The organism is Nocardia sp. CY15 (genome assembly GCF_009829295.1).
Taxonomy (GTDB): Bacteria; Actinomycetota; Actinomycetes; order Mycobacteriales; family Mycobacteriaceae; genus Nocardia; species Nocardia sputi.
Window position 1 is genome coordinate 848,473 of record NZ_VUOT01000001.1, and the last position, 23,083, is coordinate 871,555.

21 protein-coding genes are annotated in these 23,083 nt (G+C 66.4%); 13 read left to right on the forward strand and 8 right to left on the reverse strand.

Going from position 1 to position 23,083, the window contains the following annotated elements; translation table 11 throughout:
* Window positions 1-174 precede the first annotated feature (174 nt).
* From smpB to recQ, 4 genes are all read right to left on the reverse strand, one after another.
* A complete protein-coding gene (smpB, locus tag GVY39_RS04090; RefSeq protein WP_159921005.1) occupies window positions 175-648 on the reverse strand; it encodes an SsrA-binding protein SmpB in 474 nt (157 codons plus the stop codon).
* Window positions 649-704: 56 nt separating this feature from the next.
* Window positions 705-947, reverse strand: a complete 243-nt coding sequence (locus tag GVY39_RS04095) for a hypothetical protein (protein WP_159921003.1) — start codon at window positions 945-947, stop codon at window positions 705-707.
* Window positions 948-1,014: 67 nt separating this feature from the next.
* A complete protein-coding gene (locus GVY39_RS04100; protein ID WP_159921001.1) occupies window positions 1,015-2,094 on the reverse strand; it encodes a metallophosphoesterase in 1,080 nt (359 codons plus the stop codon).
* 73 nt (window positions 2,095-2,167) lie between these two features.
* The gene (gene recQ, locus GVY39_RS04105; protein WP_240679451.1) at window positions 2,168-4,042 is read right to left on the reverse strand and encodes a DNA helicase RecQ; all 1,875 of its coding nucleotides are present in this window, start codon (window positions 4,040-4,042) and stop codon (window positions 2,168-2,170) included.
* A gap of 197 nt (window positions 4,043-4,239) precedes the next feature.
* Here recQ and GVY39_RS04110 point away from each other — a divergent pair, with 197 nt between their 5' ends.
* The 3 genes from GVY39_RS04110 (at window position 4,240) to GVY39_RS04125 (ending at window position 7,873) form a co-directional block, all read left to right on the forward strand.
* Window positions 4,240-5,217, forward strand: a complete 978-nt coding sequence (locus tag GVY39_RS04110) for a hypothetical protein (protein WP_159920997.1) — start codon at window positions 4,240-4,242, stop codon at window positions 5,215-5,217.
* Between the two features lie 562 nt (window positions 5,218-5,779).
* Window positions 5,780-6,622, forward strand: coding sequence for a hypothetical protein (locus GVY39_RS04120; protein WP_240679452.1), 843 nt, complete (start codon window positions 5,780-5,782; stop codon window positions 6,620-6,622).
* A gap of 366 nt (window positions 6,623-6,988) precedes the next feature.
* Window positions 6,989-7,873 (forward strand): alpha/beta fold hydrolase, encoded by an 885-nt coding sequence (locus GVY39_RS04125; RefSeq protein ID WP_159920993.1) that lies wholly within the window; start codon window positions 6,989-6,991, stop codon window positions 7,871-7,873.
* 357 nt (window positions 7,874-8,230) lie between these two features.
* Here the strand turns inward: GVY39_RS04125 and hisN are convergent, their stop codons facing one another.
* Window positions 8,231-9,016 carry a histidinol-phosphatase gene (hisN, locus tag GVY39_RS04130; RefSeq protein ID WP_159920991.1) on the reverse strand — a complete coding sequence of 262 codons (786 nt, stop codon included), beginning with the start codon at window positions 9,014-9,016 and terminating at the stop codon, window positions 8,231-8,233.
* A gap of 58 nt (window positions 9,017-9,074) precedes the next feature.
* Window positions 9,075-9,671, reverse strand: a complete 597-nt coding sequence (locus GVY39_RS04135; RefSeq protein WP_159920989.1) for an NADPH-dependent FMN reductase — start codon at window positions 9,669-9,671, stop codon at window positions 9,075-9,077.
* 143 nt (window positions 9,672-9,814) lie between these two features.
* Here GVY39_RS04135 and GVY39_RS04140 point away from each other — a divergent pair, with 143 nt between their 5' ends.
* From GVY39_RS04140 to ftsX, 6 genes are all read left to right on the forward strand, one after another.
* Complete coding sequence (locus GVY39_RS04140) at window positions 9,815-10,675, forward strand: helix-turn-helix transcriptional regulator (protein WP_159920987.1); 861 nt, start codon at window positions 9,815-9,817, stop codon at window positions 10,673-10,675.
* Window positions 10,676-11,179: 504 nt separating this feature from the next.
* Complete coding sequence (gene prfB, locus GVY39_RS04145; protein WP_159920985.1) at window positions 11,180-12,295, forward strand: peptide chain release factor 2; 1,116 nt, start codon at window positions 11,180-11,182, stop codon at window positions 12,293-12,295.
* A complete protein-coding gene (locus GVY39_RS04150) occupies window positions 12,296-13,156 on the forward strand; it encodes a mechanosensitive ion channel family protein (protein WP_159920983.1) in 861 nt (286 codons plus the stop codon).
* A gap of 16 nt (window positions 13,157-13,172) precedes the next feature.
* Window positions 13,173-13,298, forward strand: a complete 126-nt coding sequence (locus tag GVY39_RS34935) for a hypothetical protein (RefSeq protein WP_255466107.1) — start codon at window positions 13,173-13,175, stop codon at window positions 13,296-13,298.
* 84 nt (window positions 13,299-13,382) lie between these two features.
* Window positions 13,383-14,072: a cell division ATP-binding protein FtsE gene (gene ftsE, locus GVY39_RS04155; RefSeq protein WP_159920981.1), complete on the forward strand. Its 690-nt coding sequence runs from the start codon at window positions 13,383-13,385 to the stop codon at window positions 14,070-14,072.
* Window positions 14,072-14,977: a permease-like cell division protein FtsX gene (ftsX, locus tag GVY39_RS04160; protein ID WP_159920979.1), complete on the forward strand. Its 906-nt coding sequence runs from the start codon at window positions 14,072-14,074 to the stop codon at window positions 14,975-14,977. The genes ftsE and ftsX overlap by 1 nt, the downstream gene beginning before the upstream one ends.
* 153 nt (window positions 14,978-15,130) lie before the next feature.
* On the opposite strand, the gene GVY39_RS04165 is transcribed toward ftsX, so the two are convergent.
* Complete coding sequence (locus GVY39_RS04165) at window positions 15,131-15,754, reverse strand: Uma2 family endonuclease (protein ID WP_159920977.1); 624 nt, start codon at window positions 15,752-15,754, stop codon at window positions 15,131-15,133.
* Window positions 15,755-16,059: 305 nt separating this feature from the next.
* Between GVY39_RS04165 and GVY39_RS04170 the strand changes: the two genes are divergently transcribed.
* Window positions 16,060-17,454 (forward strand): acyl-CoA dehydrogenase family protein, encoded by a 1,395-nt coding sequence (locus GVY39_RS04170; RefSeq protein ID WP_370523768.1) that lies wholly within the window; start codon window positions 16,060-16,062, stop codon window positions 17,452-17,454.
* Between the two features lie 33 nt (window positions 17,455-17,487).
* On the forward strand, window positions 17,488-18,717 hold the full coding sequence (locus GVY39_RS04175) for an acyl-CoA dehydrogenase family protein (RefSeq protein WP_159920973.1): 1,230 nt from the start codon (window positions 17,488-17,490) through the stop codon (window positions 18,715-18,717).
* 91 nt (window positions 18,718-18,808) lie between these two features.
* Here GVY39_RS04175 and GVY39_RS04180 read toward each other — a convergent pair whose 3' ends face one another.
* Window positions 18,809-19,084, reverse strand: coding sequence for a hypothetical protein (locus GVY39_RS04180; RefSeq protein WP_159920971.1), 276 nt, complete (start codon window positions 19,082-19,084; stop codon window positions 18,809-18,811).
* A gap of 414 nt (window positions 19,085-19,498) precedes the next feature.
* On the opposite strand from GVY39_RS04180, the gene GVY39_RS04185 reads away from it, so the two are divergent.
* Both GVY39_RS04185 and GVY39_RS04190 read left to right on the forward strand, forming a co-directional pair.
* Entirely contained in the window at window positions 19,499-21,451 is a 1,953-nt protein-coding gene (locus GVY39_RS04185; RefSeq protein WP_159920969.1) for a hypothetical protein, read from the forward strand.
* A 65-nt stretch (window positions 21,452-21,516) separates the two neighbouring features.
* Window positions 21,517-22,872 carry a cytochrome P450 gene (locus GVY39_RS04190; RefSeq protein ID WP_159920967.1) on the forward strand — a complete coding sequence of 452 codons (1,356 nt, stop codon included), beginning with the start codon at window positions 21,517-21,519 and terminating at the stop codon, window positions 22,870-22,872.
* Window positions 22,873-23,083: the final 211 nt, after the last annotated feature.

Here is a 23,083-nt window from a genome sequence, read left to right on the forward strand (position 1 = left end):
CGGCCGTCACGGTGAGCCGGACGACTCCGGCTGCGAGGCGCTGCATGAGCAGCGGCCGTAGTCCGGAGTTACGTGGTGATCTTCGCGTCACGTCGTCCGGCGACTCCGGGCTCACCGGTAGCGCTTCGACCGGCGCGAAACCCGCGATAGCGAGCAGGCCGGGTCGCTCGCCGGTTATCGCATGCCTTTGACCCGCCGTCCCAGCTCGCGGGTGACCTCTCGCTCGGCGGTGCGCCGGGCCAAGTCTTGGCGCTTGTCGTAGTCCTGCTTGCCCTTGGCCAGCGCCAACTCGACCTTCACCTTGCCGTCGGAGAAATACATCGACAGCGGCACCAGCGTCTGGTTGCCCTCCCGGGACTTGCCGACCAACCGCTCGATCTCGCGCTTGTGCAGCAGCAACTTGCGCACCCGGCGGGGCGCGTGGTTCGTCCAGGTGCCGTGGCTGAACTCGGGGATGTGCAGCCCACGCAGCCACACCTCGCCGTTGTCCACCGTCGCGAAGGCGTCGACCAGCGAGGCCTTGCCCTCACGCAGGCTCTTCACCTCGGTGCCGACCAACGCGATCCCGGCCTCGTAGATGTCCAGGATCGTGTAGTTGTGCCGCGCCCGGCGGTTGGTCGCGATGACCTTGCGCCCCTGTTCCTTCATAACGGTCCACTTTAAGTGACCCGGCAACCGGATTATTCCCGCAGGTCGCCGACGCGCTACCCGCCTTGGCGCAGCACTATGTAGAGAGCGAGGACGGCGAGGAACGCGACGAGCAGCGCCACCGTCGACATCCGCGGGACGCCGGACCGGTGCGGCGCCGGGCGGCGGCGCAGCCACACGCTCTCTACCGACGGATCGGTCCTGCCGCGCACGTACGGTGGCGCGTCCGGGGCCTCACCCCCGATAGAGCCGGTTGAAACTTCGTCGTCCGCATCGCTGGAACCCTCACCCGGTGCCATAGCCTGCACGGTAACCGCCACGACGGCGACACGCCGCAATTGCCGCTAGGCGCAATGGAGTTGGAACTCAGCCCAAGCGCCGCCGGAAAACCTCGGTGGACCCACCGGTCGCCAGGTCGACCGTGTGCACGCCCAACTCGGCCCGGCCTTCGGTGAGCTCGAGGATCATGAATCCCAACTCGTGATAGGTCTCGTACAACGCGCTGTGACCGGCACTCGCGGCAAGTCGCGGTTCGGGGCCGACGGTCTTCGCGGCGGCACCGGACACGATCTGCCTGGTTCCCTTCGACGCCGCCGTGGGTTCGAGAACCTGCAGCGAGTGGTCGTGGCCGGACAGAATGAAGTGGCACCGGCCGACCACATGGTCTTCGATGAAGCGTTGCACGTGCACGCCGTTGATCGGCTCCAGCGACAAGCCCTCGTAGCGGCCTGCGTCGCCATGCGGGCCGTTGCTCAGGTAGGGCTGGTGGGTGCAGGCGATCTTCCACGTGGCGGGCGACTCGGCGATGGCGCGGTCGAGCCAGTCGCGTTGCTCGTTCATGAACTGGCCGTCGACCGCCCAATAGGGCGAGAACACCGGCGGCACGTAGGCGGCCAGCGGATTGACGTCGAGAACGAAGAACTCGACGACGGGGTCGGGCTCCGGGATCCGCACCGAGTAGTAGCGGCTCGGCATCCACCAGCGCCGCGAGACGGCGTGGTACTCCACCTCCGCGTTGCCGCGCAGCAGCCACCCGCCGTCACCACCGAGCACGGAGCTGTTGTCGTGGTTGCCCAGCACCATCAGCCACGGGAAATCCAGTCCGGCGTTGGGGTTTTCGAATTTGTCGGCGAACTGGACATCGGCCGCGTCGACGGGACCGTGCTCGTAGATGTTGTCGCCGAGGCCCAGGGCCAGCGAGACCGGCTCACGGCCGTGACACGCGCGCATGGCGTCGGCCACCGCCCACTGGGCGCGGGCGCCGGTGCCCGCGTCGCCGGTCAGCAGTACCCGCACCCGGCGCTCGGTCGGGAAGGGGAACTTGCTGACTCCCTCGGCGACCGGCACCGCATGCGCGGGCGTACGGCCGACCAGCGTGGCCCCGGCCGCGAGGGTGGCGGCGCCGACCAGGAATTCCCGGCGCCCGATCGTCTCGCCCGCACTCACATGTCCTCCAGGGTATTCGGCGGTCCTGCCCGGCGACCATCCTCGCCCATCGGCGATCCGCGCGGCGGAGGGCTCATGCCGCTGTGAGCACTTCGAGCACCTGTTCCCCGTATTTCGCGAGTTTGTTCTCGCCGACACCGCTGACACCGCCGAGCTCGGCCAGGCTGGCCGGCTTGCGTGCCGCGATCTCGCGCAGGGTGGCGTCATGGAAGACGACGTAGGCGGGAACGCCCTGTTCCTTCGCGGTCGCCGCGCGCCATTCGCGCAGCTTCTCGAACAGCGGCAGATCGGTCTGTGTGAGGTCGGCGGCGGCCGCCTTGGCGGCCTTCGCCGCCCGCGCGTGCTTGATCGCGCGTTCGGGCTCGCGGCGCAGGAGCACTCGGCGACCGTCGAACAGCACTTCACTGCTGGCCTCGGTGAGCGTCAACACCCCGTAGTCGCCGTGGACGGCCAGCAGCCCATGGGCCAGCAGTTGCCGCACCACCCCGCGCCATTCCGTGTCGCGCAGGTCGGTGCCGACGCCGAAGACTTTCAGCTCGTGGTGGTCGTGCTGCAGAACCTTGGGATTCTTCTTGCCGAGCAGGATGTCCACGATGTGGCCCGCGCCGAAGCTCTGGCCGCGTTCCCGCTTCAGCCGCAGCACCGCGGACAGCAATTTCTGCGCGGCCACGGTGCCGTCCCAGGATTGCGGCGGGGACAGGCAGGTGTCGCAGTTGCCGCAGGGCAGGCCGGGCTCGCCGAAGTAGGCGAGCAGTTGGGTGCGCCGGCAACCGACCGTCTCGCAGAGCGCGAGCATCGCGTCCAAGTGCAGCTGCAGCTGGCGCCGGTGGGCGGCGTCGCCCTCGGAGGCGTCGATCATCTTGCGCTGCTGCACCACGTCGTTGAGGCCGTAGACCATCCACGCCGTCGAGGGCAGCCCGTCGCGGCCGGCGCGGCCGGTCTCCTGGTAGTAGCCCTCCACCGATTTCGGCAGGTCGAGATGGGCGACGAAGCGCACATCGGGCTTGTCGATGCCCATGCCGAAGGCGATGGTCGCCACGACGACCAGCCCGTCTTCGCGCAGGAAGCGCGACTGGTTCGCCGCACGGGTGCGATTGTCCAAGCCGGCGTGGTACGGCACCGCGGAGATGCCGTTCTCGGTGAGGAACGCCGCGGTCTTCTCCACCGAGTTGCGCGAGAGGCAGTAGACGATGCCCGCGTCTCCCGCGTGCTCGGTGCTGATGAATTCCAGCAGCTGACGGTCGGGACGGTTCTTCGGCTCGATCCGGTACTGGATATTGGGCCGGTCGAAGCTGGACACGAAGCGGCGGGCGCCGCCGAGATCGAGACGTTGGATGATCTCGTCGCGCGTCTTCTCGGTAGCGGTCGCGGTCAGCGCGATCCGCGGCACCTCCGGCCATCGCTCGTGCAGCATGGAAAGGCCCAGGTAATCCGGCCTGAAGTCGTGACCCCACTGGGACACGCAGTGCGCTTCGTCGATGGCGAACAGCGCGACCTTGCCACGATCCAGCAGTTGCGCGGTCGAATCCAGGCGCAGCCGCTCCGGCGCCAGATACAGCAGATCGAGCTCGCCCGCGACGAACTGCGCTTCGACGGTCCGCCGCTCATCGGGGTACTGGGTGGAGTTGAGGAATCCCGCGCGCACGCCCAGAGCGCTGAGCGCGTCAACCTGGTCCTGCATGAGAGCGATGAGCGGTGAGACCACCACACCGACACCGGGGCGCACCAGAGCGGGCACCTGGTAGCAGAGCGACTTGCCGCCGCCGGTCGGCATGAGCACCAGCGCGTCGCCGCCGTCGATCACGTGCTGCACGATCGCGCGCTGGTCGCCGCGGAAGCTGTCGTAACCGAAGACCCGGCGTAGAACATCTTGCGCCGCAACGGATCCGGAGTCCGAACCGGAAGCGTCTTCGATCGCCACAGTCGCGAAATCATCGGGGGGAGTCACCCGGCCCATCCTACGAGCGCTCGGCCAGGGCGGTAGGGGTCCGGTTCGGCGTTCGTCCTGCTGAACCGCCGAGTTCTCCACATGTGGACAACCGAGAAAGGGTGTGGTGGATCACGGCTCGCTGACCTCGAATTTTCTCCGCTCGTGCGGAAATATCAGGCCTTCCCGCTCCATCAAGCGCTGTTATGTTGTCGCTCATGGCAACAGGGAGAGGGATCCGGGCGCGTGCGGCGATGCTCACCGCCACCGTGGTCGCCGGAGTCGCCGTGGTCACCGGGGCGATGCCGACAGCGCGAGCGGAGACATTTCCCACGATGTGCTCGGACGGCTGGGAGACCACGACAGTCGTCGAAGGCGTCGGCAATCTGGAGAATCTGGATTCCGACGGGCAGGGCGGTTTCTACGTCACCGGGCTGATGGACGGCTACCTGGCCCACGTCGACCGTGCCGGACGGATGGAGAAGCTGGTCACGGACGTGCACCGGCCCGCGGGCGTGCGCGTCGCGGGACGCTACGTCTACTTCCTCACCGGAGACGGGCTCAGCGAACCGCCCGGCACACTCCAGCGCTACGACACCGAGACCGGGGCGGTGCGCGTCCTGCTGACCGGGCTGAACGGGCCCAATGGTCTGCTGTTGCTGCCGGACGGCAGCCTGCTGTTCACCACGATCGGGCTGGGCGGTCCGAGCGGGATCTCCCGCTACTGGCCCCAGACGAGCGAGTACGAGCGGGATTGGGCGATCCTGCCGCCTTCCAACGGCCTCGCGCTGGCCGCGGACGGCGAATCGGTTTACGTCGACACCATGACGCTGCAGATACTCCGCGTCCGACTCGATGATCCGTCGCGTCCCACGGTCGTCTCCGGCATCCCGGACCTGGTCGCCCTGCCCGACGATATGGAGGCCACCCGAGCGGGCGCGCTCTTCGTCGCCGATCACGTCCTCGGCGCCGTCTACCAGGTGGATACGAACACCGGGGCCACGTGCGCGATCATCACCGGCTTGATCAAACCCGGCCCGCTGCGCGGCCCGCCGGACGGCGCGACTTCGGTCCGCATCGACCGCGACGGGAATTCCTGGGCGCTGTTCGTCACCAGCATGGACGGCTCTCTGCGCCGCCTGCGCCCACCAGCGGGCATCGATCTGACTCCAGCGACTCCGGCGCGGGCGGGATAGACCGAAAGGCATTCCAGGAACGCGCAGCATCTCCGACATGAACCGCCGCGCGATCCGCGAACGACGCCCACGAGCGCCGCGGACTCCAGCTGCGCAACGCCGACAAGGTGAAGGTGCGCCGGTACGGCAACGCCGTCACCCCGCCAGTGGCGGAAATTCTCATCTCCGCGCTCGTCGAGGCGATCACCGGTGAAGGGCTCGACCGTTGAGTCAGCAACGGACAGTGGTCACTTGCCGCCTGATCCGCCGACGGCTGTCGGCCCGTCGGCGACAATGCCTCTCGTGGGAAACCTCGCGACATCGGCCTAATGGGCCGACAAGGCGGCCGGAACGGCGGAATCCGTACGCAACCACTGGGTCCGCGCGCGGACTACCCCGTCTGTGGGCGACCGGTTGAGTGGCAGGGTGAGCGCAACGTATCAGTGGTGGGAAGTGCCTACTGTGGGCAGGAGGCCGGGTTGCGGTGAGGGTCGGCTCGGCTGGACCGACCGGGCTTTGAAGAACGGTTGGTGGCGCGATGGGTTTCTACGACTGTAGTTGCATGATCACCGGTGTCAGTCTGATGCCTGTTGACGCCACCCTGGTCGTGCTTCAACGCGTCGGCGGAAACTACCTGCCGATCACGCTGGGCATCGCGGGCACCTACGACCGACTCGGCGGGATCGACGGCGTCCGCGAGGACCTCGATACCGAACTCGTTGTGCGCTACTTCCTCGACCGGTATCGCGACGGCAGATTCTTTGCAAAAGATCAGACCAGCACCTTCGACGGTGACGCACTCACCTCCGACAGCCACATCGAGGAGCTGCTGCAGCTCATCGAACGCACCCACCTGGCAATCGAATACGACAACATCCCCGCGTCGACCGTGCTGGACGGCGACATGGTCGTCTTCGCATTGATCGCGCAACCTGTCTGGGATGCCATCGTCGACAGAGCCCCTGTACCGGACCGGTCACCGGAGCGTCAGGCCGAGCGGGTCTTCGGCCCGGCATCGACAGCCGCCGAGATCTATGAAGGTCGGCTTCCAGAACTGGCGACCTCTCTCGGCCAGCTGGCCGCGGTCAACGACTTCGTCGAAGCCCACGGGCTGCGCTGGGCTCCCGCACCTGAGCCGTCGCAGCGGTACCCGGACGGTTACGGCTACCAACACGGCGACGAAATCAAGGAATTCCTCGACCGGGCCAAACGCGACTATCGGGACGACCCGGTCATTTCGGCTGGCCTGGCCGCCTATGAACAGTCGATCGACTGGGTCGTCGAAGAACTCGACCGGCAAGTCGACGACCACGCCGTGGCACCTCAGCCCACATCCGCGACAGCAGCCGACCTCCTCGAGGTGCCCGTCCACAAGCCGATACAGTATGCAGTCCGTATCCACCGCGACGAGCCCGATCAACCCTGAGTGGCGGGTTCGTAGTCGCGGACGCAGCGGCGGTGTTTGCTGATCCAGGGCTCTCGGGCTTTCGCGGCCCGGCATCCAGGCCGAAGACGATCATCGCGAACGCGCGCCGCCGCGGCCCGCAGCAGGGCACGCTGCTCGGTGGACCGAGGGTGCGGGGGTTGATCGGCTCCACCACCACCCGCGGTGTGGCGGGGGCGCCCAAGCCGAAGCGTGCGTATTCGGTGTGGGTGAGGCTTCGTCGGCGGGAACCGACCTGGGTTCGTGCTCTGGCAGTGCGAACGGCGTCCGGCCCCGGCGAACTGCGGACCGAAACGAAGCCGAGTGTTCACTCGCGAGAATGTCGGTGCCGGTGGCTACTGTGCGAGCATGCGCAGCAGAATTGCCGAGTTCACTTACGACCGTATTCAAGTCGGCGACATCGCGCTGAACGTCGCCGTGGCCGGCTCCGGTACACCGGTCGTGCTCTTGCATGGATTCCCGCAGACACATCTGGCTTGGCGTCATGTCGCCGCCGACCTGGCGCGAGATCACCGGGTGATCTGTCCGGATCTGCGTGGCTACGGTGAAAGCGACAAGCCTGCCGATATACCCGGCGAGGACACCTACACCAAACGAACGATGGCCACCGACATCGTTGAACTCATGCGGTCGTTGGGCCACCCCCGATTCGCCCTGGTCGGCCACGACCGAGGTGGGCTCGTCGCCTTCCGCGCAGGGCTGGATCACCCGGAGACAATCAGCCACTTGGCAATCCTCGACGTCCTACCGGCAGCCGACATGTGGGCCACCCTGCACGGGACCGCAGGGATCTTCGCCTTTCACCTCTACCTGCTCGCCCAACCCGGCGATTTCGCCGAGCGAATGATTCGAGCTGATCCCGAGGCGTTCTTCGGGCACTTCCTCGACACCTGGGCGCACAACCACGACGCGATCCCCGCCGATATCCGTTCCGAATACCTGGACGCCGCCCGCCACGACGACGCGATCACCGCGGTCTGCGCCGACTATCGCGCGAGCGCTTACGCCGACAACCTCCATGACGAGGCCGATCGCCTTGCCGGTCACCGCCTGACCATGCCGGTCACTGCCCTCTGGCAAGACCCCGGCGACCTCGCCCTCCCCTTCGACCCCGAGGCCATCTGGTGCTCATGGACAACAGATCTACGCACCGCGACAGTGAATTGCGGCCACTTCCTGCCCGAAGAGCGGCCCGAAGCCGTCATCGAAGCGGTGCGCGAACTTATCGACTGAGACTCCCGTTGACAGGCGGCCTACTACTCACGACCTTTCCCAGATTGCGAACCGAAAAGAAGCTGGGCCCAGCTCAGTTGCCACCCCGACGATCAGGTGCTTCCACCGGGTGCCCCATGAGCTGGCGGGCGAGCATGGCGTAGCCGACCGCAGTTTCGTCACTAAGGGCCGAACGTGATCGACAGGTGCAGAGGGTCGGCGTTTGTCGACAGCGCTTCTTGGAGAACAAGATCACTGCGGATGTGCTCGAACTTGGACGCCGAGCAGACCCCGATGCCAAGCCAGGTGGTGGACAACACCGACGAAGCGCGAGTACACCGCCCGATGCACGGGCACCGAAACCAGCAGCAAGCGGCGTCAGCCCCGCAGGCGGTCGAGGACGTTCTCGTGGAGCAAACCGTTGGTGGCGATGGCGTCGCCACCATGCGGACCGGGTGCGCCGTCCAGCGCAGAGAAGCGCCCGCCCGCTTCGCGGACGAGGATGTCCAGCGCGGCCAGGTCCCACAGGGAGACCTCCGGTTCGGTGGCGATGTCGACGGCGCCTTCGGCGAGCAGGCAGTAACTGAGGAAGTCGCCGTAGCCGCGCACGCGCCACACGTCGTCGGTCAGGGCGAGGAAATGCTCGCGCAGTCCGCGCTCGCGCCAGCCGGAAAGACTGGAGAACGCCAGGCTGGCCGAACCCAGCTCGCCGACGGCGGAGACCGAAATCGGCTCGGCCACCTGCCCTTGGAAGCTCGACCACGCCCCCGATCCCGCGGCGGCCCACCAGCGTCGGACCAAGGCGGGGGCGCTCACCACACCGACGACCGGCTCCCCGTCTTCCAGCAGCGCGATCAGCGTCGCCCAGATGGGCACCCCGCGCACGAAGTTCTTGGTGCCGTCGATGGGGTCGACCACCCACTGGCGTCCGCTGAACTCGGCGGCCCCGCCGAATTCCTCACCCAGCACCGCGTCGCCGGGCCGGGCTTCGGACAGCACCTGCCGAATCGCCTGCTCCACGGCCAGGTCGGCGTCGGACACCGGCGTCAGGTCCGGCTTCGCGTCGACTTTCAGGTCCAGCGCACCGAAACGGTCCCGGGTGATCGCGTCGGCGGCATCGGCCAGCCGCAGGGCGAGTTCCAGATCGGAGGAGTACACAGCCACACTCCGCACCTTATCGGCCGCCCGGTCGCGCCGATGGGCAGCGGCGCCGACCCGGCACTCATCCCACGGTTTCCAGCGACCGCGCCGCGGCCAACGCGCTCGCCCACCAGTGCAGCTGGTCGAGCAGCGCCGTCGCGGCGGCGGCGGGCTCTTCGGGTTCCAGCAACCGTCCCTCTGCGTCGAAGAGCAGGTAGTAGCGCGGGAACGACACATAGTTGCGGACGGTGTGCGCGTTGAGTTCGTTGAAGATCTGCCGCAGGTGCTCGATGGCCAGCAAGCCACCGGAGGCTCCGCTGTAGCCGACGAAACCGATCGCCTTCGCGTCCCACTGCGTGAAATGCCAGTCGATGACGGCCTTGAGCGAGGCCGGGATGCTCCGGTTGTAATCGGGCGTCACGATGACGAAGGCATCAGCTGCCGCGAGTCGGCGGCTGAGGTCGGTCATTCCCTCGGGGCGCTGCGGATCCGGGTCGAGCGCCGGGGGCACCGCGGGCAACTCCAGGGGGATGTGCGCCTCGGCCAAGTCGATGACGTCCACCTCGAACACACCGTGCCGCCGCGCCTGCTCGGTGAACCAGGTCGCGACGACGGGCCCGAAACGTCCCTCCCGGACGCTGCCGATGATCACCGCGAGCTTCAGGGGGGTGCTGGACATGCTGTTCCTCCTCGGATCACAAAGCGGCCCGGACGAGCCGCGTCAACCCAATCTGCTGTCCGGCGCGCGAAGCAGGGAGACCGCCGTGAGAGTGGTAGTGACAGGGACACCCTTCAGGCGTTTCGCCTTGTTAGGTTCGAAAGGTGAGCGACAACGAACTCGGGCTGTTCCTGCGCACCCGCCGCGAAGCGGTGACGCCCGCTCAGGTCGGCCTGCCCACCGGTCCGCGGCGGCGTACGCCAGGTTTGCGCCGCGCCGAGCTGGCCACCTTGGCCGGTGTGAGCGTGGAGTACGTCACTCGTCTCGAGCAGGGTCGCGACCGGCGTCCCTCGCCCCCGGTGCTTTCCGCGCTCGCGGACGCGTTGCGTTTGAGCCCCGCCGAGCGCATCCACCTGCACAGGTTGACCAAGTCGGTGGACAGCGGGTTCACCTGCATGGGCGACGCGCAACCGCTCCGCGAGGTGCGGCCGACGGTGCGCGCGATCATGGACCGGCTCGAACCCGCGCCCGCCGTGGTGGTCAACCGCCTCACCGAGGTTCTGGCCTACACCGACGGCTACCACCGGCTGATGGCGCCCACCGGCCTCTTCGACGGACCCGACGCCCCGCCGAATCTGGCGCGCTTCGTCTTCCGCGTGCCTGCCGCCAGGGCTTGCTACCCGGATTGGGAGCACGTCGCCGACGAGACGGTCGCCACGTTGAAGCAGGGGCCTTTTCGCGCCGATCCGCACATCGCCGGCCTCGCCGACGAACTCACCGTCACTGTGGGCCCGGCGTTCACCGAGCGGGTGAACACCGTGCCGAGCCTGGCCGCCACCAGCGGTATCACCCGCCTCGCCCACCCCGAGGCCGGTGCCCTGCGCCTGGCCTACGAGTTCCTGGAACTCTCCGCCGACGACGACCAGCGAGTGATCGTCTACCTACCGGCCGACGACGCCACCGCCGCCGCCCTCGACACCCTCACCGGACGCCGCCCGGGGGGACTGCGCGCGGTACCGAACTGACCGGCGCCCTCCAGGGCAGAGCCGAGCAGCCTTCCCGCCGGATATTCGTCCACGCCCCCTCGCCAGCCGTTCCCGCCAGGTGCTGTCGGGTGCACCCGGTGAATTCGCCACCGGCATATCCCACGCCCGCCTCCACGACATCGGCTCTGGCAGCGCGACCACGCGGGCCGCGAGGAGCGAGACCCGAGAACAGCCGCGTTTCGCCGAGCCCAGCTTTTACTCCGGCGGACACCTGAACAGGACGACAGGCCTCCGGCCGTCCGCAGAGCGACCAATTCCAATCACCAACTGCGCCAAGCGCGGTCGCCGTTTAGGGTATGAACCCATGAGGCGTCCGTCACAGCGCACCCACCCGGCGTGGGGTGGAAAGCGAGCGCGCGGCGTCCCGGTGACGCACTCGCTCCGCCCATATACGGCGCTGCCCACCCGCGCCGAGACCGTCCCCGGTCACCCCGCGCGCACTCGTGTGCTGCGGTCACGGAGGGGCAGCTAGGCTTGACCATCGTGCATCCTGACGTTTCCGCTGATCTCGCCGAACTCGACGCCACTTTGAAGACGGTCGAATCGGTCCTCGACATCGACGAGCTGCGTCGTCGTATCGACGAGCTCGAGCATCAGGCCGCGGACCCCGACCTGTGGAACGACCAGGACCACGCCCAGCAGGTCACCAGCGAGCTGTCCCACGCCCAGGGTGAATTGCGCCGGGTCGAGGAGCTGCGGCAACGGCTCGACGACCTGCCGGTGCTCTACGAACTGGCCGAGGAGGAAGAGGGCGAGGCCAGGACCATCGCGCTCGCCGAAGCCGATGCCGAGCGCACCGCGCTGCACGCCGACGTGGAGGCGATGGAGGTCCGCACGCTGCTGTCGGGCGAGTACGACAAGCGTGACGCACTGGTGAACATCCGCTCCGGCGCCGGTGGCGTGGACGCCGCCGACTGGGCCGAGATGCTGATGCGCATGTACATCCGCTGGGCCGACCGGCACAAGTACGGGGTCGAGGTCTACGACACGTCCTACGCCGAGGAAGCGGGCATCAAGAGCGCCACCTTCGCGGTGAAGACGCCCTATGCCTACGGCACGCTGTCGGTCGAGATGGGCACGCACCGGCTGGTGCGGATCAGCCCGTTCGACAACCAGGGCCGCCGCCAGACCTCATTCGCCGAGGTCGAGGTGCTACCTGTGGTCGAGACCACCGACCACATCGAGGTGCCGGAGACGGAGATCCGGGTCGACGTGTACCGCTCCTCGGGCCCGGGTGGCCAGAGCGTCAACACCACCGACTCCGCGGTCCGCATCACCCACCTGCCCACCGGCATCGTGGTCACCTGCCAGAACGAGAAATCCCAGCTGCAGAACAAGATCTCGGCCATGCGGGTGTTACAGGCCAAACTCTTGGAGCGCAAGCGGCAGGAAGAGCGCGCCGAGATGGACGCGCTGAAGACCAACGAGGGCGCCTCATGGGGCAACCAGATGCGGTCCTACGTGCTGCACCCGTACCAGATGGTCAAGGACCTGCGGACGAACTACGAGGTCAACAACCCGTCGGCGGTGCTCGACGGTGACATCGACGGGTTCATCGAGTCGGGTATCCGCTGGCGAATGCGAGAGCAGGCAAGCTAGATGAATGTCGCGGGCATCCAGGCGATCGCTTCCACCGGTTTCACCACGTGGCTACGCGGCTCGGGCCTGGAGATCGTGCTGCTCGTTCTCGGCGCCATCCTGTTCAGCCGGTTCGCCACCTACATCAGGGACCGGGTCACTCGCAGAATCGACGCCGGGTTCCACAGCAGCGACGCATTGGTGCGCACCGAGGCGGCCAAGCATCGTCACGCGCTGGCCCAGGTGATCACGTGGGTGGTACTGACCATCGTCTACGTGCTGATCACCATGGAGGTGCTGCGGCGGCTCGGCTTCGCCGTCACCGGGTTGGTCGCGCCCGCCGCGGTGCTCGGCGCCGCGCTCGGCTTCGGCGCGCAGCGCATCGTGCAGGACATCCTCGCCGGGTTCTTCCTGATCACGGAGCGGCAGTACGGATTCGGTGATGTGGTCCGCATCGCGGTGACTGGAGCCGCAGACCAGGCGGAGGGTACGGTCGAGGACGTCACGCTGCGGATCACCACGCTGCGCAACGCGGACGGTGAGGTGATCACGGTCCCCAACGGGCAGATCGTGAAGGTCACGAACCTGTCGAAGGACTGGGCGCGCGCCGCGATCGACGTGCCGGTGGCCGCGAGCGCTGACATCACCAGGGTCAACGAGATCCTGCACGAGGTCGGTACAAAGGCGTACGAAGACGCTCGCTTGAAGCCGCTGCTGCTCGACGAGCCCACCGTCATGGGTGTGGAAGACCTCACCGTCGACCAGATGAACATCCGAATGGTTGCCCGAACGTTGCCGGGTAAACAATTCGAAGTCGGACGCGAGCTGCGGGTACGTGTCGCCGCGGCGCTGCGCCGGGAGGGAATCAGTGAGACCACGTAGATCCACGGCGATCCTGATGGCAACCTGGGTCGCCACCTTCGCGCTGTACGTATTCGTCAAACCCGACGAAACGACCACCGCTCCGGCCACCCTGGTCAACGCTGTTCCGGCAGCGGTGATCACGGAACCGCCGGGTCGCTGAGCCGAGCGTGACGGGCCGCCGCCGCGCTGTCACCCATGGTTGACGACGCAGTCCGCGCCCGGTTGCTGGTTACACTGGCTCCCCGTGATCACCATGCGGAACGTGACCAAGTCGTACAAGACCTCGACGCGACCCGCGCTGGACGACATCACCGTCGATGTGGGCAAGGGCGAGTTCGTCTTCATCATCGGACCGTCCGGCTCGGGCAAGTCGACCTTCATGCGTTTGCTGCTGAAGGAGGAGGCCCCGACGGCGGGCGAGATCAGAGTCGCCGACTTCCGGGTCGACCGGTTACCCGGCCGCAAGGTGCCCAAGCTGCGCCAGCGCATCGGGTGCGTCTTCCAGGACTTCCGGCTGCTGCAGCAGAAGACGGTATACCAGAACGTCGCGTTCGCGCTGGAGGTGATCGGCAAGCGACGCCAGTTCATCGACCGCACCGTCCCCGAGGTGCTCGACATGGTCGGCCTCGGCGGCAAGGCCGACCGGCTGCCGACCGAGCTTTCCGGTGGTGAGCAGCAGCGGGTGGCGATCGCGCGGGCTTTCGTGAACCGGCCGCTGGTCCTGCTGGCCGACGAACCGACGGGCAACCTCGATCCCGACACCAGCGGCGACATCATGATGCTGCTGGAGCGGATCAACCGGGTCGGCACCACGGTGGTGATGGCCACACACGACAACCACATCGTCGACGCGATGCGCAGGCGGGTGGTGGAGCTCGATCACGGGCGGTTGGTGCGCGACGAGGCGACGGGCGTGTACGGGGTGGGCCGGTAATGCGCGCGAGCTTCCTGTTCGGCGAGGTCTTCGCGGGTCTACGCCGCAATGTCACGATGACCATCGCGATGATCCTGACCACCGCGGTCTCGCTCACCATGCTCGGCGGCGGCCTGCTCGCGGTGCGCATCGCGGACAAGACCGAGCAGTACTTCCTGGACCGGCTGGAGGTGCGGCTGTACCTCACCGAGGACGTCTCGGCCAACGATCCGGACTGCTCGCAGGACCCGTGCCGGCCACTCATGGCGGATCTGAAGGCGACCAGCGGCGTGGAGGCGGTCCAATTCCTCAACCGCGAGGAAGCGGTCCGCGAGGCCAAGGAGAAGACCTTCAAGGACCAGCCCGAACTTGCCAAATACGTCAGCGAGACGCCGCTGCCCGCGTCGCTGCGCGTGAAGATGGAGAACGCGGAGCTCTACCCCACGATCTACGAGAAGTTCTACGACCGCCCCGGCGTGGGCATGGTGCGCAACGACAAGGACATCGTGGACCGGTTGGTCAGCCTGTTCGACGGATTGCGCAACGCGGCGTTCGGCCTGGCCGTGCTTCAGGCACTGGCCGCGGTGATGCTGATCGCGAACATGGTGCAGATCGCCGCGTTCACCCGGCGCACCGAGGTCGGCATCATGCGGCTGGTCGGCGCGACCCGCTGGTACACCCAGTTGCCGTTCCTGCTCGAGGCCGTGGTCGCCGCGCTGGCCGGCTCGGTACTGGCCATGCTCGGTCTGCTCATCGCCCGCCCGCTGGTGATCGACCGCGCCCTCGGCGACCTGTTCGCCAGCAAGGTCTTCCCGCGCATCACCGGCGACGACATCGCCATGACCGCGCTGGTCATCGCACCGGTCGGCATTGTCTTCGCGGCCATCACGGCGTACGCAACGCTGCGGTACTACGTGCGCGAGTGATCGTCCGAGCCGGTGGCCGCCGAGCCACCGGCTCGACCCGGCCGCAGGCTGCTCAACCCGCCTCGACCTCGAGAACGCCGGTCCCAGCTCGACCAGCAACGCGACCTTTCGACGGCGACGAGCCGACCCTCGGGTACTGCGATCGTCCCGAGCTCACAGCACCAGATCGGTCAGTCGATCCCAGTCGAGTCGGATTCGGATCGGCAGGTCCACGGCGAAGCCGGTCTGCGGCTTCAGCACGCGGGCGAGGCGGTAATGGCCGACGCTGTGGTCGAGGCCGTAGGTCTCGATGGAGGTCACGTCGGTATCCGACACGCTGACCAGCCAGTACCAGGGAATCCCGGCGGCGGCGTATTCACCCATCTTCTCGAGCCGGTCCGTTTTCACATGACTGGGCGAGATCACTTCGACGGCGATCTTCAGGTGCCGTGCGGGCATCGGCCGGACATCGGCCGGTACGCATTCGAACAGCGCGATGTCAGGACGTCGGATCGTCGCGCGGGGCACTTCCCAGAGCACTACATCGAAATCGTGATTGGCGTCCAAGCAAGCCGAAGGGTCTTCGGCCATGTATTCCCGAGCCGCCACCTCCAACATCGCCAATAGCCGGTGGACGGCTTTCTGGTGCGCCCGTGTCGGCGATTCACAGCGGACCGCGTCTCCGTTCACCACTTCCACCAAACGGCAGAACTCGTCGGGAAGTTCGCGCCAGATGTCGACTGTGATCGGCTCGGGCTGGACGTTGTCCGGCCGGGCCCAGTCGAAGATCGCTGACATGCGTCGGATTGTAGTCACGACTACGCCTTCAGTCGCTGGAGCCGAGCCGCTGCCCCAGTCCCCGATGCCTCCCCAGCCTTCTTCCCCGGATCGCGGATGGTGCGGCCATCGAGGCGAGACCGGTAGCCCGGTGTGTGGCGGACGACGGCGGGCCGTCGACTGCCCAGCATTGGGCACTCGTCCAGCAAAGTGCGGATTCCCCGCGTATGCTGCCCCTCGACGCCCTTCTTACTCGGGAGTAAGATAGCCTTACTCCCGAGTAAGATAGCTGGGACGGACCGCACCGAACCCATCCGAGAAAACAGGTGATGATGAGCACTCGAGACAGCGCGACGAAGCGACGTCCGGACACGTCCGCGGTCGGCCTGAACCAACCCAAGCGGGATTGGATGGGCGCGGCGATGCGGGTTATGACGACCCTCACCGGGTCGGAACTCGCCGAGAAATACAACCTGCGCAAGCCGATCGAGCGCGTCACCTACGAGGGCACCAGGACCGGTTTCCGCACACTGGGCGCCGCGACCCGCGCGTTCGCCAGGGTCGCGGGCACCGGCGCGCCGAAGCGCCTGGCCGCCAACGAAGCGAAGAACAAGGATTTCTTCGACCTGACACCCTCTGACGAACAGCAGATGATCGTCGAGACGGTGAAGGAGTTCGCCGCCGAGATCCTGCGCCCGGCCGCCTACGCGGCCGACAACGCCGCCGAGGCCCCCCGCGATCTGCTCGAGCGCGCCGCCGAGCTGGGCATCACCCTGATCAACGTTCCCGAGGAACTCGAGGGTGCGGCCTCGGAGCGCGGCGCGGTGACCAACTCCCTGGTCGCCGAGGCACTCGCGCACGGTGACATGGGTCTGGCCCTGCCCATCCTGGCGCCCAGCGGCGTCGCGGTCGCGCTCGCGCAGTGGGGCAGCGACGCGCAGCAGAAGACCTACCTGCCGTCGTTCACCGGTGAGAACGTGCCGCAGGCCTCGGTCGTGATCAGCGAGCCGCGCGCCCTGTTCGACCCGTTCGCGCTGGAGACCAAGGCGGTGCGCTCGCCGAGCGGCTACCGCATCTCGGGTGTGAAGAGCCTGGTGCCCGCCGCAGCCGACGCCGAGCTGTTCTTGGTCGCCGCCGAGCTCGACGGCCGCCCCGCGCTGTTCATCATCGAGTCGGACGCGCCCGGCCTGGTGGTGGAGGCCGACCCGAGCATGGGTCTGCGCGCCGCCGGCCTGGGCCGGCTGATCCTGGACAACGTCGCCGTCGGCGCCGACGCCATCCTGGGCGACGGTGACGCCACGACCCGCGCCGAGGAGTACGCCGACGCGGTGCGCCTGGCTCGCCTCGGCTGGGCTTCGCTCGCCGCGGGCACCGGCCGGGCCGTGCTGGACTACGTGATCCCGTACGTGAACGAGCGGGAAGCGTTCGGCGAGCCGATCTCGCATCGTCAGGCGGTGGCCTTCATGGTCGCCAACATCGCGATCGAACTCGACGGCCTGCGGCTGGTGACCCTGCGCGGCGCTTCCCGCGCGGAGCAGGGCCTGTCCTTCGGCCGGGAGGCGGCGCTGGCCCGCAAGCTCGCCACCGACAAGGGCATGCAGATCGGCCTCGACGGCGTGCAGCTGCTCGGCGGTCACGGCTTCACGAAGGAACACCCGGTCGAGCGCTGGTACCGCGACCTGCGGGCCATCGGCATCGCCGAAGGTGTCGTGCTCATCTAACCGGCTCGTTCCGTTTTCCAGGAGAACTTCCCCATGATCAACCTCGAACTCCCCAAGAAGCTGCGGGCAAGCGCGAACCAGGCGCACCAGGTCGCGCAGGAGATCTTCCGCCCCATCTCGCGCAAGTACGACCTCGCCGAGCACGAGTACCCGGTCGAGCTGGACACCATGGCCGCCATGGTCGAAGGCCTGGCCGACTCCGGCACCCAGAAGATCGGCGGCGCCGCCGGTGGCCGGTCCGACGACAGCAAGACCGACAGCCATGCCACCGAACTGCTCGGCAACACCAACGGCGGCAACATGTCCGCGCTGCTGAACGCGCTGGAGACCTCCTGGGGCGATGTCGGCCTCATGCTGTCGATCCCGTACCAGGGTCTCGGCAACGCGGCCATCGCCGCCGTCGCCACCGACGAGCAGCTCGAGCGCTTCGGCAAGGTGTGGGCCTCGATGGCGATCACCGAGCCGTCCTTCGGTTCCGACTCCGCCGCCGTGTCCACCACCGCCGTACTCGACGGCGACGAGTGGGTGCTCAACGGCGAGAAGATCTTCGTCACCGCGGGCCAGCGCTCGACCCACATCGTGGTGTGGGCGACGGTCGACAAGAGCCTCGGCCGCGCGGCGATCAAGTCGTTCGTCGTGCCGCGCGACGCTCCCGGGCTCTCGGTGGCGCGGCTCGAGCACAAGCTCGGCATCAAGGCCTCCGACACCGCGGTACTGCTGTTGCAGGACTGCCGCATTCCGAAGGACAACATCCTCGGCAGCCCGGAAGTCAACGTGGAGAAGGGTTTTGCCGGGGTCATGCAGACCTTCGACAACACCCGTCCGCTCGTCGCCGCGATGGCGATCGGCGTCGCACGCGCCGCGCTGGAAGAGCTTCGCTCGATCCTGACGGCCGCGGGGGTGGAGATCTCCTACGACGTCCCGGCCAACAACCAGCACGCCGCCGCCGCCGAATTCCTGCGGATGGAAGCCGATTACGAGGCTGCCTACCTGCTCGCCCTGCGCGCGGCGTGGATGGCCGACAACAAGAAGCCCAACTCGCTCGAGGCCTCCATGTCCAAGGCGAAGGCGGGCCGCACCGGCACCGACGTCACCCTGAAGGCCGTCGAACTGGCCGGCGCCATCGGCTACTCGCAGCGCACGCTGCTGGAGAAGTGGGGCCGTGACTCCAAGATCCTGGATATCTTCGAAGGCACCCAGCAGATCCAGCAGCTCATCGTGGCGCGCCGCGTTCTGGGCAAGACCAGCGCAGAGCTGAAATAGGCTGATAGACAACGGAAAATCGGTGCGAGTCCACTCATCTACTCGCACCGGTTTTTCGTGTCCGGTTTCGGCTCATCGGTCTACAGTTCGCTCAGGCCGCCTGTAGGCCGTCATCGCCGGGAAGCTCCCAGATTCGTGCCGCCTCATCCACGGCCTGACGAGCACGCTCATGGCTGGACGGAAGCAGGTGCGTATAGACGCGGAGAGTGAAGCCAGGGACCTCGTGTCCGAGGTAGTCAGCCAACTCTTCGACCGACAGGCCCCGCGACAGCAGCTTGGACGCATACAGGTACCGGAGCCCGGAGTGAATCCCGTCGGCTCGGTTCTGGTAGTCCAATCCCGCTTTGCCGAACGCTGGCTTCCACACGATCTCGCCCGAACAGATTCCCGTTCATCGCGCTGCCTCGCTCGCTGACGAGCAGCAGCCGGACCGTGACCGGATCACCATCGGCCGAGCCCCACGGCAGCGTGACCGAACCGAGTCTCGCCAGAGAAGCTCGCGTCGGGAAGCCAGGCGTCGCCGGTGAAGGTCGTTCCGATGAACCTGGCCACGCGTGAATCTCCCCGGTCCTGACTCCCCTGGCACACACGCCGACCACCGCCTCGTCGAACCCGGCCGCACGATCGCCTGGGGCCTGTCTGGGAAGAGTCCGCTGAGCTGCCGCAAATGAGGTATCAGCTGGTCGGTGCGCTCGATCCCCGCCAACGAGGGCTTGACAGATCCATCAACTGCAGTACGTTTCGGAGACACACAATGATGTGTGTGGAGGAGTAATCGCTCATGACCGCTCAGTCACTCGGCCACGTAACTGTCCTCAACGGCAGTAGCCTGTTCAGGCCGATCGCGGAGTGCCTGGCTGGAGAACTGGTACGGCGGGGCTCGGCCCGGATCGACCACCCGCAGGAGATGGAAGCGGACGAATACGCTGCCTTCAGCCCGGATTCAGCCCGGATTACGACCAGGATGAGCCTGTACACCTTGAACGACCCTGCCATCGAGGACGCAGTCTTCAGGCGTATGTCCAGCTGTCGTATCTGCGGCAGCGGCAAAACACTACTGTCCTTTTTTGTCGCGCTAGGTAAGGCGAAAGAACAAATAGCGGAATCAAGGGCCACAGGCTCGGTGGAAGCGACAGACGCCACGGATCGAGTGTCGTGCCTCGGGTGTGGTGCCGAACCTGCTCTGCTGTCTGTTGTCCGAGCTCTCATCGCCGACACCGCATGGTTCGAGGATGCTCAACTCACGGCCCGAGCACTCACACGGGCCGAGCGCCCCGGCACAGCGCGCGGAATCGCCCGTGTTTCCCGACTCGCCGATTTCGCTGCGGGCGACGGCCGCATAGACTCGAAGTCCCTCCCTTTCTTGACCGGAAAAGGGGAGCCGGCGGCCTACCGCGAGAGGTACGATGAGTATCGAAAATATCTGGCGGCCAATGGTTTTCCGGGAGACGATTCAGCCGCGACGACCCGTCATTACTACCTGCTGAACGGCGGTGTCAGATACGGGCGGGAAGGTGCACTGGCCGGTGCGCGTTTGATGACTGCGGCAACTGCACACGACGGCGTCGAAGTGTCCGAAGCGGACATCCCCTTCCATGAACACCGTGCCGCAGAGACTCTGGACGCCACGACGGCTCCGACAAAACTCATGCTCGTTTGCTGGATCGTCAGGGCTGCGATCTGGGCCGCTGTAGTCAGGAATGCGAACACTGGGTCGCTCCCCTCCGCGAAGGAAAGGCCCCGACCGTACAACCGTGAACTCGAAGCCTTCAGTAGCGTTCGCCGCCTCACCTTTTCCATGCCGTACCACTGGCGAACAGTGCCCCATCGGACCGATGACAATCTGCCGGAAAGCAGCGTCGACCCCACCGCGGCCGGAACCTGCGCTCGGTGTGTCGCCGTTCTGGACGCGCTGTCGTACTGGCAGAACGATCTGAGCGGCTGCTATGTGGATCTGCTTACACCACCCAGCGAGCTGAATGAACTCGTGTTCAGACGGATCGTGCGGCCGAGGGGAGAGACGATCACCTTCGCCCGTGAACTCGCCCACTACTGGGACACGGTGACCTCGTGCCCGTGTGAGAAGGACGTCGACTGGAATGACGCGGTTTTCCTCACCGCAGGCTCGGCCGCATTCTGCTGGCTGGACCCCCGATACTGCGCCACCCTCAACGCGCATCGGGCGAACAACGCGTCCTCGGACTACGTGACGGTCCCCGAGAGAGGGTACAGCATCAGCTATCTCGTAGCTTCGGGGACCAGGAGGATCTGGCCCTATGGGCCTGGCCAGGACACCGACGAAAGGGTCAGAAGGAGTGTCGTCGCAGCACTCGAGCGCGCCTACGCAGGAATCGAATATCAGCGGGAAAAGCTTCCGGAATGCGTGGACGCCTATGAATTGTTCCTGCGTGTACAGGATCCGGGTTCCACGGCTCACCCCGAAATCGACGCACTCCTGCATGAACTGGCCGACACCGTGCGGTACGTGTACGGCCTCGTCCGCACAGGCCTGCGGGAATGCCGAGGAGCTGGCTGCACAACCTGTCTCGAGCTGGATCAACAAACGATCATAGCCGGTGGAAAATCCGAGATGACGCTTATGAAGATCGCCGCCACCGAGGAGAGGCGCACTGGAGACCGGGTGGTGGCAATGTACAGCGGTATTTTGGGCTGGTTATTCGAGTACGTAGGGCAAATGACCCACAGATCGTTGGCTACGGTGCTCGCACCGTAGCCCGCTTTATGCTTAGGAGGCCGACAGTGGGCGCATCCGGCACAGCCTCGCCTGATTCTGCCAATATGGCTGGAGCTAAGGAGCACCGTGCGATCCCGCGCGCGCCGGGCAGGATCCCGCTGATCGGCCACTTACGTCCGCTGCTCCGTGATCCATGGACCTTTCTGGCCTCCTTACCGAAACTCGACAGTGGTCTGGTCCGTGTCCAATTCGGACCTGTCACCGTCGTCGTTGTCTGCGACCTTGAACTGACCAATCAAGTGCTGCGCCAGGATCGAGTATTCGACAAAGGCGGGCCGTTATTCGATGTTGCCCGCACGATGTTCAGAGACAACGTACTCACCGTGCAGCATGATTCGCACCGCCGGTATCGCCGGTTGATCCAGCCAAGTTTCCACCACGGGCGATTGCCCAATTATGCGGACGTTATGAGCCGGGAGATCAGTGCCGTCACCACGCAATGGCAGGACGGCGCTTACGTCGATATACTGTCCGAATCACTGCGAATCACCGCGCGCACGTTTTTGGCGACTATGTACTCCGGTGCATTGCCACCCATGGTGCTGGATCGCACGCTGGCCGATATGACCATCCTCATCGGGGATATATATCGGCAATTGCTGACACCGGCGCCGCTGCGCAGGCTGCCGACACCAGCGAATCGGCGATATCAGCGGGCCCGCGCGGGTTTTCGTGCGACCATGAATACCGTCCTGGCGCAGCGCCGCGCTGATGATGTCGACCGCGGTGACCTGTTGTCCACGTTGCGGGCAGCGGCGGGCGAAGACGAACCGCTGACCGACGCCGAGATCTGCGACCAACTCACCATCTTCTTCGTGGCGGGGACCGAGACCACCGCGAGCGCCTTGGCGTGGTCTCTGCACCTCGTTGCCCTGCATCCGGATATCGAGCAACGGCTGCACACCGAGGTGGACCGAGTTCTGCAAGGGGACGCGGCGCAGTTCGGGCATTTGCCAGCCCTCCAACTCACCCGACATGTAGTGACAGAAGCGCTGCGCCTGTACACGCCGGGCTGGCTACTCACTCGTACGATTACGACGGACACCCAACTCGGCGGTTACGCACTGCCCCGCGGTACTGCATTGGTCGTCAGCCCCTATCTCATCCACCACCGTGAAGATCTGTACGTCGACCCGGAAAAGTTTGATCCCGACCGTTGGGACACTCCAGGCAGAATTGGCGTCAGTGGCGCATTTCTCCCCTTCGGCAGAGGACCTCGCGGGTGTGTAGGCGAATCTTTCGCGCTGACGCAAGCAACGCTGGCTTTGGCTACCATCATCGCTCGCTGGCGGCTACGCCATCGCACCGGCGCACGCGTTCGTCCGGCAATCTCAGCAGCTCTTGCGCCCAAGGGTCTGCACATGCAGGTCGCCACCCGTGTTCGAGGACGATCTCGCTGACCTCAGCCGCACACACTCATCGAGCTGTTTCGGGTCCCGAACACCCGATGTCGGCCACCGCGCGATTCATTGGTTCGATCTTCGGGCCGACACCGGTTTCGTGTTTTCGACGGGGAGGACGTCGTGCGTCCCCGCCACACTCGGCGCGGCCCCGCTCCTCCCAACGCACCCTGGTTGCGCCGCCGCGACGAGAACTCCACATTGGCAGTTG

Excerpts from the sequence above, each read along its gene's own strand:
- smpB (WP_159921005.1), bottom strand. The coding sequence starts at position 648 with ATGAAGGAACAGGGGCGCAAGGTCATCGCGACCAACCGCCGGGCGCGG.
- GVY39_RS04095 (WP_159921003.1), bottom strand. The coding sequence starts at position 947 with ATGGCACCGGGTGAGGGTTCCAGCGATGCGGACGACGAAGTTTCAACC.
- GVY39_RS04110 (WP_159920997.1), top strand. The coding sequence starts at position 4,240 with ATGGCAACAGGGAGAGGGATCCGGGCGCGTGCGGCGATGCTCACCGCC.
- GVY39_RS04120 (WP_240679452.1), top strand. The coding sequence starts at position 5,780 with ATGCCTGTTGACGCCACCCTGGTCGTGCTTCAACGCGTCGGCGGAAAC.
- GVY39_RS04125 (WP_159920993.1), top strand. The coding sequence starts at position 6,989 with ATGCGCAGCAGAATTGCCGAGTTCACTTACGACCGTATTCAAGTCGGC.
- GVY39_RS04135 (WP_159920989.1), bottom strand. The coding sequence starts at position 9,671 with ATGTCCAGCACCCCCCTGAAGCTCGCGGTGATCATCGGCAGCGTCCGG.
- GVY39_RS04150 (WP_159920983.1), top strand. The coding sequence starts at position 12,296 with ATGAATGTCGCGGGCATCCAGGCGATCGCTTCCACCGGTTTCACCACG.
- GVY39_RS34935 (WP_255466107.1), top strand. The coding sequence starts at position 13,173 with ATGGCAACCTGGGTCGCCACCTTCGCGCTGTACGTATTCGTCAAACCC.
- ftsX (WP_159920979.1), top strand. The coding sequence starts at position 14,072 with ATGCGCGCGAGCTTCCTGTTCGGCGAGGTCTTCGCGGGTCTACGCCGC.
- GVY39_RS04165 (WP_159920977.1), bottom strand. The coding sequence starts at position 15,754 with ATGTCAGCGATCTTCGACTGGGCCCGGCCGGACAACGTCCAGCCCGAG.
- GVY39_RS04175 (WP_159920973.1), top strand. The coding sequence starts at position 17,488 with ATGATCAACCTCGAACTCCCCAAGAAGCTGCGGGCAAGCGCGAACCAG.
- GVY39_RS04185 (WP_159920969.1), top strand. The coding sequence starts at position 19,499 with ATGACCGCTCAGTCACTCGGCCACGTAACTGTCCTCAACGGCAGTAGC.
- GVY39_RS04190 (WP_159920967.1), top strand. The coding sequence starts at position 21,517 with ATGGCTGGAGCTAAGGAGCACCGTGCGATCCCGCGCGCGCCGGGCAGG.